Raw genomic sequence first — 15616 nt, 5'->3', positions numbered from 1 at the left:
GCGAGGCCTTTGTTGTGGTTCATCGTGGATTAACGGATCAATCAAAATCTTAGACTGAATTATACCTCAGCTGATTCCCACTCTTTACGCAGTGTCTTCGTCGCCGATACAAGGTTGGCCAAGGCGGCTTCTGTCTCAGCCCAGTTACGCGTCTTCAGTCCGCAGTCAGGGTTTGCCCATAAACGTTCAACCGGAATTCTCTTTGCCGCTTTCTTAAGTAAATCAATAATCCACTCTTCTGAAGGGATGTTTGGCGAGTGAATATCGTAAACACCCGGGCCTACCGCATTCGGATAGTTAAACTCTTCAAACGCTTTCAATAGTTCCATATTTGAACGAGAGGTTTCAATGGTAATCACATCGGCGTCTAATGCGGCCACTGAATCAATGATTTCGTTGAACTCGCTGTAGCACATGTGAGTATGAATTTGCGTCTCTGGTTTAGCACTCGCGGCCGAGATCTTAAAGGCATCGACGGCCCATTCTAAATATTCTGCGTGGTCACGTTTTTTCAATGGTAAACCTTCACGAATCGCTGGTTCATCAATCTGAATAATATTGATTCCTGCATCTTGTAGGTCAGACACTTCATCACGCAGCGCAAATGCCAATTGATTAGTGATCTCTTTGCGTGAGATGTCTTCACGTGGGAACGTCCAGCACAAGATAGTGACAGGGCCAGTTAACATCCCTTTCATTTGTTTAGAAGTTAGAGATTGGGCATAGGTAGACCACTCCACCGTCATCGGTTTCTCACGCTCGATATCCGCGACTACAATAGCTGGTTTCACGCAGCGAGAACCGTAGCTTTGCACCCAACCAAATTTAGTGGTTTGAAAGCCTGCTAGATTTTCTGCAAAGTACTCCACCATATCATTACGTTCCGCTTCACCATGAACCAACACATCCAAATCTAGCGCTTCTTGGCGTTTCACCGCATCCGCAATATGGCCTTTCAATGCGGTTGTGTATTCCGCTTCACTCAGTTTGCCGGTTCGGTAAGCACTACGCTGAATTCGGATCTCCCCTGTTTGTGGGAACGAACCAATGGTTGTGGTTGGCAATAGTGGTAAACCCAGCACCTCAGACTGATGAACCGCACGTTCTGCATAAGGAGCACTACGCTCTGCTAATGCTTTGGTAATCGTGCTAAGACGAGCCTGTACTTGAGGCTTGTTCACATGAGTCGAGCTCTTACGTGCAACAATAGGTTGGCTATACGTCTCACACGCTAATATGGCATTTTGATCGCCGTCAAGCGCAGCACCCAATAAGCTAACTTCCGTGACTTTCTGTTTCGCGAAAGCAAACCAGCTTTTCACTTCATCGCTAAGTGAATCTTCTAACTCTAAGTCAACTGGGCTGTGCAGCAGCGAACATGAACTTGCGACCCAAAGCTTATCGTCTAACTTCTCTTTCACTGGTTGCAGTTTCGCTAGCTGAGTAGCCAAGTCTGCTCGCCAAACATTGCGCCCGTTGATGACACCTGCAGACAGCACCCACTCTTCAGGTAGTTTACTCACGACTTCATCGAGTTGTTGTGGCGCTGCAGCTAGATCGATATGCAGCCCGTTAACCGGTAGTTTGACGATTTTGTCTAAGGTATCTGTCACCGAATCGAAGTACGTGGTTAATAGCAGTTTCACTTCCCCTTGAATAACTTGGTATGCCAACTTGAATGAATCAGCCCAACGTTTTTCAAGTTCCAGAGAAAGGATAGGCTCATCGATTTGCACCCACTCAACACCTAACTTGGAAAGTTTAGCCAAAATCGCTTGGTAGGCAGTAAGCAGGCGTGGAAGCAAGCTTAGGCGATCAAAGCCCTCTTCCACTTCTTTGCCTAGGTACAAGTAAGACAGCGGGCCAAGAAGGACTGGCTTAACCTTATGCCCAGCTTGAATAGCTTCATTCACTTCATCAAACAGTTGCGGCCAGCTCACGTCAAACGAATCATCTTTACTGAATTCGGGCACAATGTAGTGGTAGTTAGTGTTGAACCACTTGGTCATGTCAGATGCAGCTGCACCGTCTTGAACACTTTCTGAACCATGTTTCCCGCCACAACAAGTTGGCTGCTTTTGAGATTGTATTTGAGTTTGAGATTGACCGCGACCAACACGGAACAAGGTATCTAAGTCTGGGAAGGCTTTCTCTTCTTCAGAGCCACCAGCGTGACGCTTTGGCACATGACCCAAAAGCAAAGTCGTTGTTAACACATGGTCGTACCATGCGAAGTCACCCGCAGTTGCAAAGCTTAGATTCGCCTTAGCTTGTACATTCCAGTTACGATTTCTTAGTTCGCTACCGAGTTGCTTTAAATCTGATTGGTTAATCTCACCGCGCCAGTATTTTTCTAAAGTGAATTTGAGTTCGCGTTTTTCGCCGATACGTGGGTAGCCTAAAATATGCGTTGTCGTAGTCATGAACCTGTTCCTTATTCAATAATTTTTAGTGTTCGATCAAACTGCCTAGCTTATGGTTTAAGTTCTTTACAAGGCGTCTAGATGGCTAAACTATCTCCCTAATCTGAACGATGAACAACGTCCAAATATTCATCTTGTTTATTAAAAATATTCATCTTGAATAAACCAAAGATGAGGAACTCAAAACCATCTAGACATCTAGACGTTTACAAATGATAAAAAACCCCGTAGGGTGATTATTAAGAAATATTGAATTGGCTTAGGGAATATGAGGAATACTCATGATAGAGCTTAAACACCTTCGAACATTGACCACCTTAAGAGACAGCGGCTCACTAACTGCCACTGCAACCTCTCTTCATTTGACGCAGTCGGCGCTTTCTCACCAACTGAAAGACCTTGAGGCGCGTATCGGTGGTCAGCTTTTCCTACGTAAAACTAGACCAGTTAAGTTCACCTCTGAAGGTGAGATTTTGCTTAGGCTTGCCGATGAGATACAGCCAAGAATAGCTAAAGCGGAGAACGAACTCGCGAGCCTAAAAGAGGATGTGAATGGTCGTTTGCACATGGCGATTGAATGTCACTCATGCTTCCAATGGTTAATGCCTGCTTTGAAGGAATATCAAGTGGCTTGGCCAAGCGTAACGCTAGATTTCTCGTCAGGCTTTGGGTTTGAGCCGCTACCCGCGCTAATGGCAGGCGAGCTAGATTTGGTGATCACCTCTGATATACAGCCTCGCTCTGAGGTTCATTACGAGCCGCTTTTCGATTTTGAGATGCGTCTTATCACCGCGATCAACTCGCCTTTGGCCGATAAAGCGAGCATTGATCCGCAAGATCTTAGCGAGATCACCATGCTCTCCTATCCTGTTCAAAAACAACGTTTAGACGTCGTGAAACACTTTTTGCAGCCTGCAGGCGTAGAACCTAAGAAGTGGAAACAAGCAGACAACACCTTGATGTTGGTGCAAATGGTATCGGCGGGTTTAGGTGTGGCGGCATTACCCAACTGGGCGATCAGTGAGTTCTCAAGACAAGGTTTGATAGCAAGCAAGCCGTTAGGTAAAGGGCTTTCAAGAAGACTGTTTGCAGCGGTAAGAAACTCAGAAAAAGACAAACGTTACCTGCAGGCTTTCTTTAGCACAGCAAGACAGCAAAGTAAGAGTCACTTAGATGGCATTGAGGTTGTTTAAGAGATTCATTGTTGGCTAGTTTAAGCCTGTGTTAAATCGGATAGGCAAACGCCAGAAACAAAAAAAGTCACAGATAATCTGTGACTTTTTAGTTTCAGTACCGATGATTTTCGATATCTGTTGATTCGCGAAAATAGACTATCTTGGATAAGACTTAAACTGGTTAGTCAATGGGTCGTATTGATAGCCAAGCATATCGAGCTTGCCCACGACACTTTCTATATCCATTTCATACATACTGATCAGCTCTTCAAAGCTATCGCACTCTAGGCGAAGTTTTTCATTCACGATTCCCAGCAAGATAATGCTATCGAAACCTTTGACGTTGCTTAAATCCATCTCGTACTCCTTACGAACACACCGACTATAATTAAGTTTAGAACGCTTACCAACGCCATGCTAAAAAACTGATCACACTTCTTAAAGAGAATGCGTGATTAATGAGCGTACGTAATTAATGAAAGTGCGCGATTAAAGTGCCCAAACTGGCGTTAAACCCACAGCCGCAGCCAATAACATCAGTAACGAAATCGTCAGTTGCAGCTTTTCCGGGGTTTTAACGAACAGTAAATGCCAACACCAAACCACGATAGCGGAGATTAACAAAGCAAAGCTGAACAGTAGCGTTGAAATCACAGGCTCTAATTGAGCTTCAGAAAGAGAATAAACACTCACGACTGTCGCCAAAACCACTAACATACCCGTCAGCACACCAACAACGGGCAGAACTCGGTGAAATGCCTGTAAGCGTGTTCTTGCTATCGTCAGCAATAAATGGCCAAACGCTGAGCCTAACAGTGCCACTAGCAATACAGTAGTTATGATGCCGACAGTAGTTGCTTGTTCAGTCGCTTGAATAGCCACGTAAGACAATGCCAAACCACAAGCTAAGTACATCACCCAAATAGGGCCGGAATCACGTGTCTTCTTGGTTTGAACTTGAGAATAGAAATAAAAGATCGCAAACACGACCAGAAAGGCTTCAATTTTTACTGAAGCGACGGCAAGCCACAGCACGCCAATCGCAGGTAACATCTTGTGGATCCGACCACGCTGCCCCGGACAAATATCCCCTTTCACCAAGATGAGGGTTAAGATCAGTTGGGCTCCTAAAAGCATCGGAGCAAATTGTACTAATAACGTTTCGACCATTGTGGATCTACTTCTTCAGACTTATTTTCGCGAATAATATCAAAAACTGCTGCGAACACTAATCAAAATCACAAATTAGCGACGTTATTCAAGGCTTCAACTATGCTGTTGTATGGTTCTTTTGTCGCCATTTACCGTAAAAAGACGAAAGACACCAGAACTAACAGGGGCATGTTCTACTGGCTAGTCTAGGCTCATGCCGCTATAATTCCCGCCTCAAAAATCAGAGGTTGAAATATGTACAGCGATATCACTCCTATTCACGAACACAAAAAATACTGGGCCGAGTGCTACGGAACTGCACCCTTTTTGCCTACCAGTAGAAAGGAGATGGATGCTCTTGGATGGGATAGCTGTGACATTATTATTGTAACTGGTGACGCTTATGTCGATCACCCGAGCTTTGGTATGGCTATCATCGGCCGTCTGCTTGAAGCTCAAGGTTTCCGCGTGGGCATTATTGCTCAACCAAAGTGGGACAATAAAGATGCCTTCATGAAGCTAGGTAAACCTAACCTATTCTTCGGCATCACAGCGGGTAACATGGACTCCATGATCAACCGCTACACCTCTGATCGCAAATTACGTCACGATGATGCTTATACTCCGAACAATGAAGGTGGCAAGCGTCCTGATCGTGCAACTCTGGTTTATTCTCAACGTTGTCGTGAAGCTTACAAAGGCACGCCAATCGTGCTTGGTGGTATTGAAGCGAGCTTACGTCGTGTAGCTCACTACGACTACTGGTCAGATAAAGTTCGCCGCTCTGTATTGTTTGATGCAAAAGCTGACATTCTTCTTTTTGGTAACGCTGAGCGTGCACTGGTTGAAGTAGCACACCGCATTGCCGATGGTGAAGACATGTCTACGCTGACCAATATCCGCGGTACTGCTATCAATCTTCCTGCGGCCCCTGAAGGCTTCAAGATCATTGACTCTTCTCGTATCGAAAAGCCGAACAAAGCGTATGTTCCGGTTAACCCGTACGAAGTTGAAACTCAGTGTGATACCAAGAAAGACGAAAAAGAAGAAGTAAAAGCGCAACCTATTACTATTCGCCCTTCTCGTCACGATGCAAAAACTACAGCGGTTCGTATCCCAGGTTACGAAAAGCTAAACAATGACCGTATTCTTTACGCTCACGCTAGTCGTATTCTGCACCTTGAGACAAACCCGTACTCAGGTCGTGCTCTGATTCAACGTCACGGTGATCGCGAGCTTTGGGTTAACCAAGCGCCAATTCCATTGACCACAGAAGAGATGGACTACGTGTTTGGCCTTGCATACAAGCGTGTTCCGCACCCTATGTACGGCAAAGCGAAAATCCCTGCATACGACATGATCAAAACCTCGGTTAACATCATGCGTGGTTGTTTTGGTGGTTGTTCTTTCTGTTCAATCACAGAGCACGAAGGTCGTATCATTCAGAACCGTTCGAAAGAATCTATCTTGGATGAAATCGAAGACATTAAAGATAAAGTACCTGGCTTCACAGGTACTATTTCTGACTTGGGCGGCCCAACGGCAAACATGTACCGTTTAGGTTGTTCAGATCCAAAAGCTGAAATTAACTGTCGTCGTCCATCATGTGTGTTCCCGAAAATCTGTGAAAAGCTAAACACAGACCATCAACACACCATCGACCTGTACCGCTCAGCAAGAAAAGTACCCGGCGTTAAGAAGATCATGATTGCTTCTGGTGTACGCTACGACTTAGCGATTGAATCTCCAGAATACGTTCGTGAGCTTGTGACTCACCACGTTGGTGGTTACTTGAAGATTGCTCCAGAGCATACTGAAAAAGGCCCACTGGATCTGATGATGAAACCGGGAATGGGCACTTACGATCGTTTCAAAGAGATGTTCGAGAAGTACAGCGCTGAAGCCGGTAAGAAACAGTACCTAATTCCTTACTTCATCTCCGCTCACCCGGGCACAGAAGATGAAGACATGCTTAACCTTGCAATGTGGCTTAAAAAGCACAACTACGAGTGTGACCAAGTACAGAACTTCTACCCATCGCCAATGTGTAATGCAACGTCGATGTACTACTCAGAGACTAACCCTCTGAAGCGCGTGAAATATAAGAAGCGTGAAGATGTGCCAGTGCCTAAAGGTGACCGTCAACGTCGTCTGCATAAAGCACTGCTTCGTTACCACGATCCTGAAAACTGGAAAATCATCCGTGAAGCACTGATCAGCATGGGTAAACAGCACCTAATTGGTGACAAAGCAAACTGCCTAGTACCAGCAGAAGACTTTGATGCACAAACACCTGCACAACGTCGTAAATCTGGTCGTCACGGTTCACAGCGCTTTGCGACTAAGCACAGTAAGTCTCAGCCAGGTCTTGGTGGCGAAAGCCCACGTAACCACTCTGGTAAGAAACCGGGTGGCAAGAAGCCGACTGGTAACAGCAACGGTAGCCAAGGCAATGCTAACCAAGGTGGCGGTAATGGCAATGGTCGTAAACCAGCGACTGGCTTTATTAAGAAAGGCCCTGGAGGTCAGCAATCGCAAGGTAATGGCGGCGGAAATGGCAAACCAAACCGTAACAAAACGGGCAATGGTCAAGGTGGCAAACCTGCGGGTAACGGCAAGAACCGCCAGCGCGCAGCACAACGCTAATATCGCGAGCCAATTTACTTCGCTATCGTAAAAACACAAAGCGCAGCTATTTAGCTGCGCTTTTTTGTGTCTGCTACTAGGGAGCTTAACGTGTGAACACCCAATACTGACTAAGCAAATAGTTACTGACCATGCCCACCAAGATGCCAACCGCCATTGCGATAAACACTGCCCCAGTAAATGCAGGGAGTAACTCCGTCATCAACTTAAAGCACAGCAAATTAGGTATCGCCGATATCGATGCTGACAGCATGAACTTTTGCCACTGAATCAGCTTTTCGGACCAACTCCCCTGCCCTTTGAGCTCAAAGGTCAACACTCGATTTCCAAACCAAGTTGTCGTTGCAGCTACGATGAAAGAACCCATTCGAGCACTCATCAAAGGCAGTCCAATAACGTAATGCAGCAATGCAAACACGGCACAATCGACAACAAAGCCACCCGCCCCCACCATAGCGAATTTAATCATCTTATGGTGAGGTTGTAGTTTTTTGTTTAGCGCGTCGAACTTGTGGCTAAACAGTCTCGATGACGAGTTAAAATTGAACATCGCCATCACTTCGAATATGGCTCAACGATAGATTTGGTTTGATATTTTGGCTATGACAACTAAATAGAGCGCGCTTGATCTTCACCGTCGGTTCTAAAATACAGGTTAACGCGTTGTCTTTAATCTTGGTTTCTACTTCCGCTCTTTTACCAATCAGATAGAACTTGTCGATACCATCTAACTGTTCAACATCGAGTAACTTTTTCGCTTGTCCATGACTGTAAAACTGCCCGGAGAACGGTCGTTTACCGACATAAAAGCTCGGCGCTTCATCCGTAATCTGTTCGAAGATAATACGGTCACTTTTCTCATTCGCTTTGCCTAAGTTGAGGTAGACCATTGCAATCATTAGCAACACAGGTAGCACTAAAGCCACACTCGAGAACCACTTCTTATCTTTTTCTACTACAAGCATTGCCACCAACAAGCCAAGGGCAGGAATGCCTGGCAACACATAGGCAGGAAGAATATTACCCGCCATGGTAAAAAGAATCAGAGGAGAGACCAACCAACACACGAGGAATGAAAACAATCCACTATGTTCAGCGTTAACTTCTGCGATTTTCTTACGACGGGCGAAAGTCAAAATAGGCAACACAATCGACCACGGTGCAGCCGCTTGAAGCCAAAACAACCAGATCATGCCTCTTGCTTGGCCATGGGCAGAACCGTATAAATCGCCCTCCCAGCCACTCACAACAAAACGCTTAAAGTGCTCGCCAACAATAAAGTAATCAATAAAACCCGGTGTTGCCATTTCAGCCATGATGTACCAAGGCAAGGCAATCGCCAGCATCACACCTAAGCCAGACAACAGTGGAAAGCGTTGCCATAACACTTTGAAAGCGCCAAAGAAGCCATGTTGCAATACTAACCAAGGGAAAACAGCGATACCCATGATCACAATCGCTACCGGCCCTTTTGCAAGCAAGCCTAGTGCTAAACCAATGAAACCAACATAACCCCAAGACCGATTAGTCTCAGCATTGCCCTCTCCCTTACAACTCTCTCCTCCTAACCAACATAGGTAAAAACCTAACATGGCAATGGTCATCGCTAACGTTAACGCCATGTCGGTCATCACAGCACCCGCCGCAATAGAGAAAATCCCACATGTCGCCAATACCACGGCCGCCACCAAGGCACTTTGTCCGGTGCGCTTAGCCATGTACGCAACCAACAAAATCGTCGCAAAACCTGCTAACCAGTGTGGCGCACGCACAGCAAACTCACTCAAACCAAACAGCTCAATGCCAATCGCGCTCATCCAGGTAAACATCGGAGGCTTACCCCAGAAAGGGATGCCGTAATCAAATTGAGGGGTTAACCAATTGCCGGTTTCTACCATCAAGCGAGCCATCTCACCGTAGCGCGCTTCCGTAGTGTCCATTAAAGGGTATGTCGCCAGAGATAAGAGCCTTAGAACCAATGCAAAAGCCAACAAATACCATAGGTGCGTTCGGTTCAGGCTCATGCTGACTCCTCTAATTTAAAATGCGTTTTTAATGCAGGGGTATCGACCACCGATTGGATCAGATACAAAGGACGGTTCTTGGTTTCGATGAAAATACGACCTATGTATTCCCCCATTAAACCAATACTCAGAAGTTGAATGCCGCCAAGGGCAAGTTGAACCACCATCATTGACGGGTAGCCCGTAATAGGCTCACCAAACATCATGGTTTTGAACACGATGAAGACGCCATACACGAAAGCAGTAAGCGCCACTAATCCACCAACGGCCGTCGCAATACGCAGTGGGCGGATAGAAAATGATGTGATGCCATCCATCGCCAATCCGATGAGTTTCAGGTAGTTCCACTTGGTCTCGCCACAGAAGCGAGCGTCGCGCTTAAACTGAATCGTTGCTTGTCTAAAACCTGGCCATGAAAAGATGCCTTTCATGTAACGGTTACGTTCAGGCAGTTGGTTGATATGGTCGACAACCTCTCGGCTTAACAGTCGGAAATCACCGACATTTTCTGGAACATCGATCTTCGCTGCCACGTTCATGACTTTGTAAAAGCTTGCTGCTGAAAACTTCTTAAACCACGTTTCACCATCACGTTGGCTACGCTGCATATTGACGACGTCATAACCTTCGCACCATTTGGCAATCATTTGAGGAATCAGCTCGGGTGGGTCTTGTAGATCGGCATCGAGCAAGATCACAGCTTGTCCTCGGCAGTGTTCGAGGCCAGCACTCATCGCTGATTCTTTACCAAAGTTACGGCTTAAACCGATCACAGAAATTGAGCTATTGATTGAAGTGAATGAACTCACCAAATCCAAGCTGTTGTCTTTGCTGCCATCATCGACATAAACAATTTCACTGGTGATGGGTAAGCTATCCAGTACCTTGGTTAAGCGAGAATGAAACTCTTCTAACACCTCTTGTTCATCGTAAAACGGCACAATGATCGATAGTGAAACGGCGGGATTGATCCGTGATGTGGAGACTTTAGGTCGGCTAATATGAAGTTCAGACATAATACGTTCTTCTATTTTTTAATCTGAATCCAATCTACCCCCTTATAAGTGAAAGTTATGTTATTGACATATTTTTCACGCTCACTCAGGATAATGTTACCGTCTATTTCTGTATGAGAATCAAAATGAAACGAGTTCTATTAGTCGAAGATAACCGTGAAATCGCAGGTGTCTTGTTTGATTATTTTGAGTGTATTGGCATGGAACTCGATTATGCGGACAACGGCGAACTCGGCCTGCAACTCGCGTTGGAAAACTCATTTGATATCATCATATTGGATCTGATGTTGCCAAGAATGGACGGCCTCACGGTTTGTAATAAACTGCGAGACCAAGGCAACGCGACACCTATTTTGATGTTGACTGCGTTAGATAGCCGCGATGATATGTTAAAAGGGTTTGAGCATGGTGCCGATGACTATCTAACCAAACCTTTTGATTTGGATATTTTGGAAGCCAGAATGAAAGCGCTTGTTCGTCGTTACCGAGGAAAAGTGGCTTCTTCTAAATTGCAGTTTGATGAACTCACCATCGACCAAAAAACGCGTAAAGCTTACCGTCAAGATAAGTTACTCGCACTCAACCCAACCACTTACACCATCCTTGAGATGTTGTGCCAAAAAGCACCAGAAGTGGTTACTCGCGAAGATATTTCCTACAAACTCTGGGAAGAAGACGAACCCAACAATGACGTGTTGCGCAGTCACATCTATCAATTACGTAACCAACTCGACAAGCCGTTTGATACTCAGATGTTAATTACGGTGCCTAAAGTTGGCTTCCGATTGGAGCCATCGAATTGATTTCAAATGTTCTTACAAGCACAAAAACCCTAACGGGCCGCTTAGCGGTTTTCTTTGGGTTAATGGCCGTAATTGTGTCGGCATTTGTCTATGTGGTATTTATCACAGCCCTGTACTTGTCGGAAGACCGCGTGGGTGAAAGACGCATCCTAATTGACCGCAACTATGCAGTCGGGTTATTCCAGTCAGGTGAAAGTGGAGAGCTTCGTATTGATGACCTGACTATCGCTTACAACGATCTTTCCTATCTACCGAAAAAGTATTTAAAGTATATTGAAGGCAAAGAAAATTTCATTGGTGAGGTCGGTGAAGATCCAGAATCTCGCATGGTCTATGTAGGCGAGTATACTCATGAAGGTAGAACTCACCCTATTGTTCTGCTTTCTGAAATAGACCGTGTCGAGCTTAGTGTCTTTGAGCTCGTTTATGCCACCACATTTGTATTAGCCCTTCTCTCTATTCTAATATTCAGCTTCGGAGCTCTGCTCTATCGGTTGTCTAAACGGCTGATTGAGCCCTTCAACTCCCTGTCTGAACAGCTTGAATCCAATAAGCTCAATCTAAACGAAGAATTTGGAGTGAATGACGATGCGGCGGTGGAGTTTCGTCAGTTGACGGATCAACTCAATCAATACAGAAGAGAAATCAATTCTCTAGTAAAACGCGAGCAAGCTTTCGCACGCTACTCAAGTCATGAACTAAGAACTCCGTTGACTGTTGCTCGTGGTGCCAACAAACTGTTACTGAGAAGCGAAACAACCGAATTTCAATCTCGTCAGGTTGAACGTATTGATGAAGCCATTGTTCAAATGTCTGAAATGGTCGATGCACTGCTTGGTCTCGTTCGCTATGAAAGAAACAGTGACGATGCACCGCTACGTTTATTCAGCCAGCAAGAGCTAGAGACTATCGTTTCTAAAAATTCGTTGCAGGCTGACGAGAAGGAAGTCGCGATAACCTTACAAGTTCAATCAGAACCCACAATTCAGGCCACCAGCGCGATAATGAATATGTTGGTCGGTAACTTGTTAAGAAACGCGATTGCAGCCACTAATAGCGGTACAGTAACTATTACCCTTTCTCAAGACAGTCTTATTATTGAAGACCAAGGCGAAGGCCTGCAGGAGCAATACAACCCGAATGGACACGGGCTAGGTTTGTTGATTGTCGATGACTTGTGTCAGCGTTTTCATTGGGACTTTGAATTGTTTAATCGCAGCTGTGGTGGATGCACAGCCAAGATCACCTTTCAAGCCGATTCATCCGCGTCAATATCGAACGAAAACTTGATTTAGTTGGTTTACAGCCGCCTCTGGCTACTAGATACTCGTCCGTCCTATTTGATTTAAAAATGCTGGCTCTTGAGTCAGCATTTTGTCTAAGTGCGATGAAACTAAATAATAGCCCTGTAACTCAACATCAATACAACGACCACACCTTTTTCTTAAAGCGTGACGATCAGCTTCATTCCCACTTTTGCGGCAACAAAGCCAGAAAGTTCATGAAGCTACTGGAAGACGAGCACCCAAGCACTACCACCCTAATAAGCTATGGTTCCGCTCAAGCCAACTCATTGTTCTCGCTAGCCGCACTTGCAAAAATCAAAGGTTGGACGCTTGAGTTTTACGTTGATCACCTACCTCGATGGCTACAAGAACGCCCACTCGGCAACTACCGTGGCGCTATCGATCTCGGGGCTGAGGTTATTTCAGTCAAAGAAACAGGCTCTGAGCTTCATCCACAAGAGTATATTGAGCAAGTAAGACAACCTGACTCACACTGCATTGTGTTACCCGAGGGTGGCCGCTCTCAGCTTGCTGAGTATGGTGTTAAGCAATTGGCAATGGAAATACTGAGCTGGACTCGCTTCGAAAACCAACACGATTTTGTGATCGCACTCCCCGCAGGGACTGGCAGTACTGCGCTGTACCTTCATAAGCATTTAAAAATGCACAACATCCCGGTATTAACCTGTGCGTGTGTTGGTGGCAGTGACTATTTAACGCAGCAATTCAATGAGCTTGGCGAAAGTGAACATCCGCAGATATTACCGCTTAAAGCCAAACACCACTTTGGAAAATTGTATCAACAGGATTATCAAACTTGGTTGGCTCTACAAGAACAAACTGATATTGAATTCGACCTGCTCTACGACCCATTAATGTGGCAATGCTTAGAACAATGGCAAGAAGATAACCCAACCAAAACTGTCATCTATATCCATCAAGGTGGTATCTTAGGTAATGAGTCGATGTTGCCGCGCTATCAACGTAAGTACCCAGAACTTCGAAGTAGTCACACCGCTGATAACGCTACTTGGTAGTAATCCGTTCTTTTCTACTCTAATGCCCCGCGTTTCTGCGAACTGAGAATTTCTCAGCGCATCATGAACAGCCATCGCACTCCCTTTCGATGGCTGTTTATCAGTAATAGCCACCTGCTATCCCTGCCAGACATTTCAAGTTAGAGACAGAAATCTGGCGAGAATCATCGCGTTATCTATACTTTCGATTGGAACGTCAATTGTCATCGAAAGGAATTACGCATGCGAAAACTCACTACGCTCGGCCTGTTTTCAGTTTTACTGCCCTTCTCTGCGATATCAGGAGAAAACGTCACTTACCAAGTCGATGGGATGGATTACGAAGGTTATTGGAGTGAAGCCAGTGACCAAGCGCCTTTGGTACTGCTAATACACGATTGGGATGGCTTAACCGATTACGAAAAGAAACGTTCTGAGATGCTCAACGAACTCGGTTACAACGTGTTCGCCATCGACCTATTTGGTAAAGGCATTCGCCCTACGGAAGTGAAAGATAAAAAGCAACATACAGGCGAGCTGTATAAAGACAGAGAAAAAATGCGTACGTTGCTCAACGCTGGTGCCATGGAAGCGAAAAGACTTGGCGGCAACTTAGATAACAACGTAATGATGGGATACTGTTTCGGCGGAGCCGCTGTATTGGAAGCCGCTCGTGCGGGCATTCCTTCGAAGGCTTATGTCACCTTCCATGGCGGTTTATCAACACCAAAAGGTCAAGACTACTCGCAGACTAAAGCTCCCGTAGTCGTGTTCCACGGCACGGCTGATGCCATGATTTCAATGCACGACTTTGGAAGCCTCGCCGCTCAACTTGAATCAACCAAAGTTCCGCATGAGATGATCACTTATAGTGGTGCGCCACACGCCTTCACAGTATTCGGATCGAATAACTATCAACATGAAGCTGACCAAAAATCATGGCAACGCTTTACTCAGTTGTTAAGTTCGGTATCTCGTTAACTTTCAATCTAGGTAACAGCCCAACGGCAGCCTGTTACCTAATTCGTACTAATTATTAGCGAGTATTTCTTTAAATTTGGTGTTCGTCACTCAAAAAGAAAGCGCTTTCTTGTAGTGTGTCTCTATTATCAATCAGGCACTCTGAATCAGATATGCTTTTTTAACTGTGAGAAATTATGAAATATTTAGCAATTCTACCAGCGGTATTCGCACTAAGCGCCTGTTCAACAGTGACAGAGTCACCGGTTAGCTACCACAAAACTTCTCCGGGGCTAGAGTCACTACAGAACAACGAAAACTGCTGTGAAAACCTGAGTACAATTCAATATCAAAGCGTTACGAACCCAGAAGAAACATCTGTTTCGATCACCACAGCAAGCCCTAAGATCGAGTTCAAATCGGGCCGATCCTTTGCTGGAGGGCTAAAGCTTCCTGCAACACTAGATGCTATTCGTTTTTCAGTGACTTCAAATGCTAGTTATTCAGCATTCGTTCCGTCACTTTTAGTCTTAGACAAAAATTACCAGCCGCTAGATGTCATTGGCAATGAAAGTATTAAGTACCAACCACTTAGCCTGCTTGATGGTGCACAATATGGCGCGCAAATCGAACTGCAAGAACGTTACTTAAACGGCGAGGCTCCTGCTTACTTGGTCGTATTCACAACCAGCGAAGCACTCGCGGAAACAACTCCTGTCGAAAAACCAAGTGATATGGCGATACGTTCTGGTGATATCCAGGCAAACATCGCTCATAACACGGACTACGCCATCCCTCATTCTGCAATCGGGAAAGTCTCCTTTGATTTTAAATTCACAGCGGTAACCACCGTTGTTGAAGAACAAAACCGTCAAAAGCGAGTTCAACAAATTATTCCAGAATCAACCGTAGCCCAATCAGATTTATTAACGGAAAATACACTGAATAAGAAAGAGGTTTATCAAACTCTTATAGAAAACTCGGTTTCATCTGGAGATTTTAGTGCAGCACTGACTTACGTTGAAGAATCTGAGCGATTAGGAATCGAAGGGATGCGAAACTCCTTTGTTGACGCGATGAAGCAATATCAAAAAGCACAATAACTCAACCTCAAA

At 45.3% G+C, this 15616-nt stretch carries 13 protein-coding genes; 7 read left to right on the top strand and 6 right to left on the bottom strand.

Annotated elements, in window-relative coordinates; all coding sequences use genetic code 11:
• Window positions 1–59 precede the first annotated feature (59 nt).
• A complete protein-coding gene (gene metE, locus AB4307_RS14950; RefSeq protein ID WP_372132278.1) occupies window positions 60–2423 on the bottom strand; it encodes a 5-methyltetrahydropteroyltriglutamate--homocysteine S-methyltransferase in 2364 nt (787 codons plus the stop codon).
• 281 nt (window positions 2424–2704) lie between these two features.
• Here metE and AB4307_RS14945 point away from each other — a divergent pair, with 281 nt between their 5' ends.
• Window positions 2705–3616, top strand: coding sequence for a LysR substrate-binding domain-containing protein (locus tag AB4307_RS14945; protein ID WP_017062028.1), 912 nt, complete (start codon window positions 2705–2707; stop codon window positions 3614–3616).
• Window positions 3617–3754: 138 nt separating this feature from the next.
• Here AB4307_RS14945 and AB4307_RS14940 read toward each other — a convergent pair whose 3' ends face one another.
• Both AB4307_RS14940 and AB4307_RS14935 read right to left on the bottom strand, forming a co-directional pair.
• The gene (locus AB4307_RS14940; RefSeq protein ID WP_004736508.1) at window positions 3755–3955 is read right to left on the bottom strand and encodes a DUF4250 domain-containing protein; all 201 of its coding nucleotides are present in this window, start codon (window positions 3953–3955) and stop codon (window positions 3755–3757) included.
• A 132-nt stretch (window positions 3956–4087) separates the two neighbouring features.
• The gene (locus tag AB4307_RS14935) at window positions 4088–4768 is read right to left on the bottom strand and encodes an HI_1241 family integral membrane domain (protein WP_017069996.1); all 681 of its coding nucleotides are present in this window, start codon (window positions 4766–4768) and stop codon (window positions 4088–4090) included.
• A 237-nt stretch (window positions 4769–5005) separates the two neighbouring features.
• Here AB4307_RS14935 and AB4307_RS14930 point away from each other — a divergent pair, with 237 nt between their 5' ends.
• A complete protein-coding gene (locus tag AB4307_RS14930) occupies window positions 5006–7396 on the top strand; it encodes a YgiQ family radical SAM protein (RefSeq protein ID WP_372132275.1) in 2391 nt (796 codons plus the stop codon).
• 85 nt (window positions 7397–7481) lie between these two features.
• Here AB4307_RS14930 and AB4307_RS14925 read toward each other — a convergent pair whose 3' ends face one another.
• The 3 genes from AB4307_RS14925 to AB4307_RS14915 are packed head-to-tail and all read right to left on the bottom strand — an operon-like array spanning window position 7482 to window position 10436.
• Window positions 7482–7946, bottom strand: coding sequence for a GtrA family protein (locus AB4307_RS14925; RefSeq protein ID WP_372132272.1), 465 nt, complete (start codon window positions 7944–7946; stop codon window positions 7482–7484).
• Entirely contained in the window at window positions 7933–9420 is a 1488-nt protein-coding gene (locus tag AB4307_RS14920; RefSeq protein ID WP_372132269.1) for an ArnT family glycosyltransferase, read from the bottom strand. The genes AB4307_RS14925 and AB4307_RS14920 overlap by 14 nt, the downstream gene beginning before the upstream one ends.
• A complete protein-coding gene (locus AB4307_RS14915) occupies window positions 9417–10436 on the bottom strand; it encodes a glycosyltransferase (protein ID WP_372132266.1) in 1020 nt (339 codons plus the stop codon). The genes AB4307_RS14920 and AB4307_RS14915 overlap by 4 nt, the downstream gene beginning before the upstream one ends.
• 125 nt (window positions 10437–10561) lie before the next feature.
• Between AB4307_RS14915 and AB4307_RS14910 the strand changes: the two genes are divergently transcribed.
• The 5 genes from AB4307_RS14910 (at window position 10562) to AB4307_RS14890 (ending at window position 15604) form a co-directional block, all read left to right on the top strand.
• The gene (locus tag AB4307_RS14910) at window positions 10562–11239 is read left to right on the top strand and encodes a response regulator transcription factor (RefSeq protein WP_029224200.1); all 678 of its coding nucleotides are present in this window, start codon (window positions 10562–10564) and stop codon (window positions 11237–11239) included.
• Window positions 11236–12534 carry a sensor histidine kinase gene (locus AB4307_RS14905; protein ID WP_017063525.1) on the top strand — a complete coding sequence of 433 codons (1299 nt, stop codon included), beginning with the start codon at window positions 11236–11238 and terminating at the stop codon, window positions 12532–12534. Before AB4307_RS14910 ends, AB4307_RS14905 begins: the two co-directional genes overlap by 4 nt.
• Before the next feature lie 92 nt (window positions 12535–12626).
• Window positions 12627–13562: a pyridoxal-phosphate dependent enzyme gene (locus AB4307_RS14900; RefSeq protein ID WP_372132263.1), complete on the top strand. Its 936-nt coding sequence runs from the start codon at window positions 12627–12629 to the stop codon at window positions 13560–13562.
• Window positions 13563–13784: 222 nt separating this feature from the next.
• On the top strand, window positions 13785–14522 hold the full coding sequence (locus AB4307_RS14895) for a dienelactone hydrolase family protein (protein WP_136973590.1): 738 nt from the start codon (window positions 13785–13787) through the stop codon (window positions 14520–14522).
• Between the two features lie 176 nt (window positions 14523–14698).
• Window positions 14699–15604, top strand: a complete 906-nt coding sequence (locus tag AB4307_RS14890; RefSeq protein ID WP_061038885.1) for a MalM family protein — start codon at window positions 14699–14701, stop codon at window positions 15602–15604.
• Window positions 15605–15616: the final 12 nt, after the last annotated feature.

The sequence above is a fragment of the Vibrio sp. 10N.261.52.C2 genome (assembly GCF_041471425.1).
GTDB classification, from domain to species: Bacteria; Pseudomonadota; Gammaproteobacteria; order Enterobacterales; family Vibrionaceae; genus Vibrio; species Vibrio crassostreae_C.
Note: the sequence above shows the minus strand (reverse complement) of the source record. Positions and strands in the feature narration are given on the sequence as shown.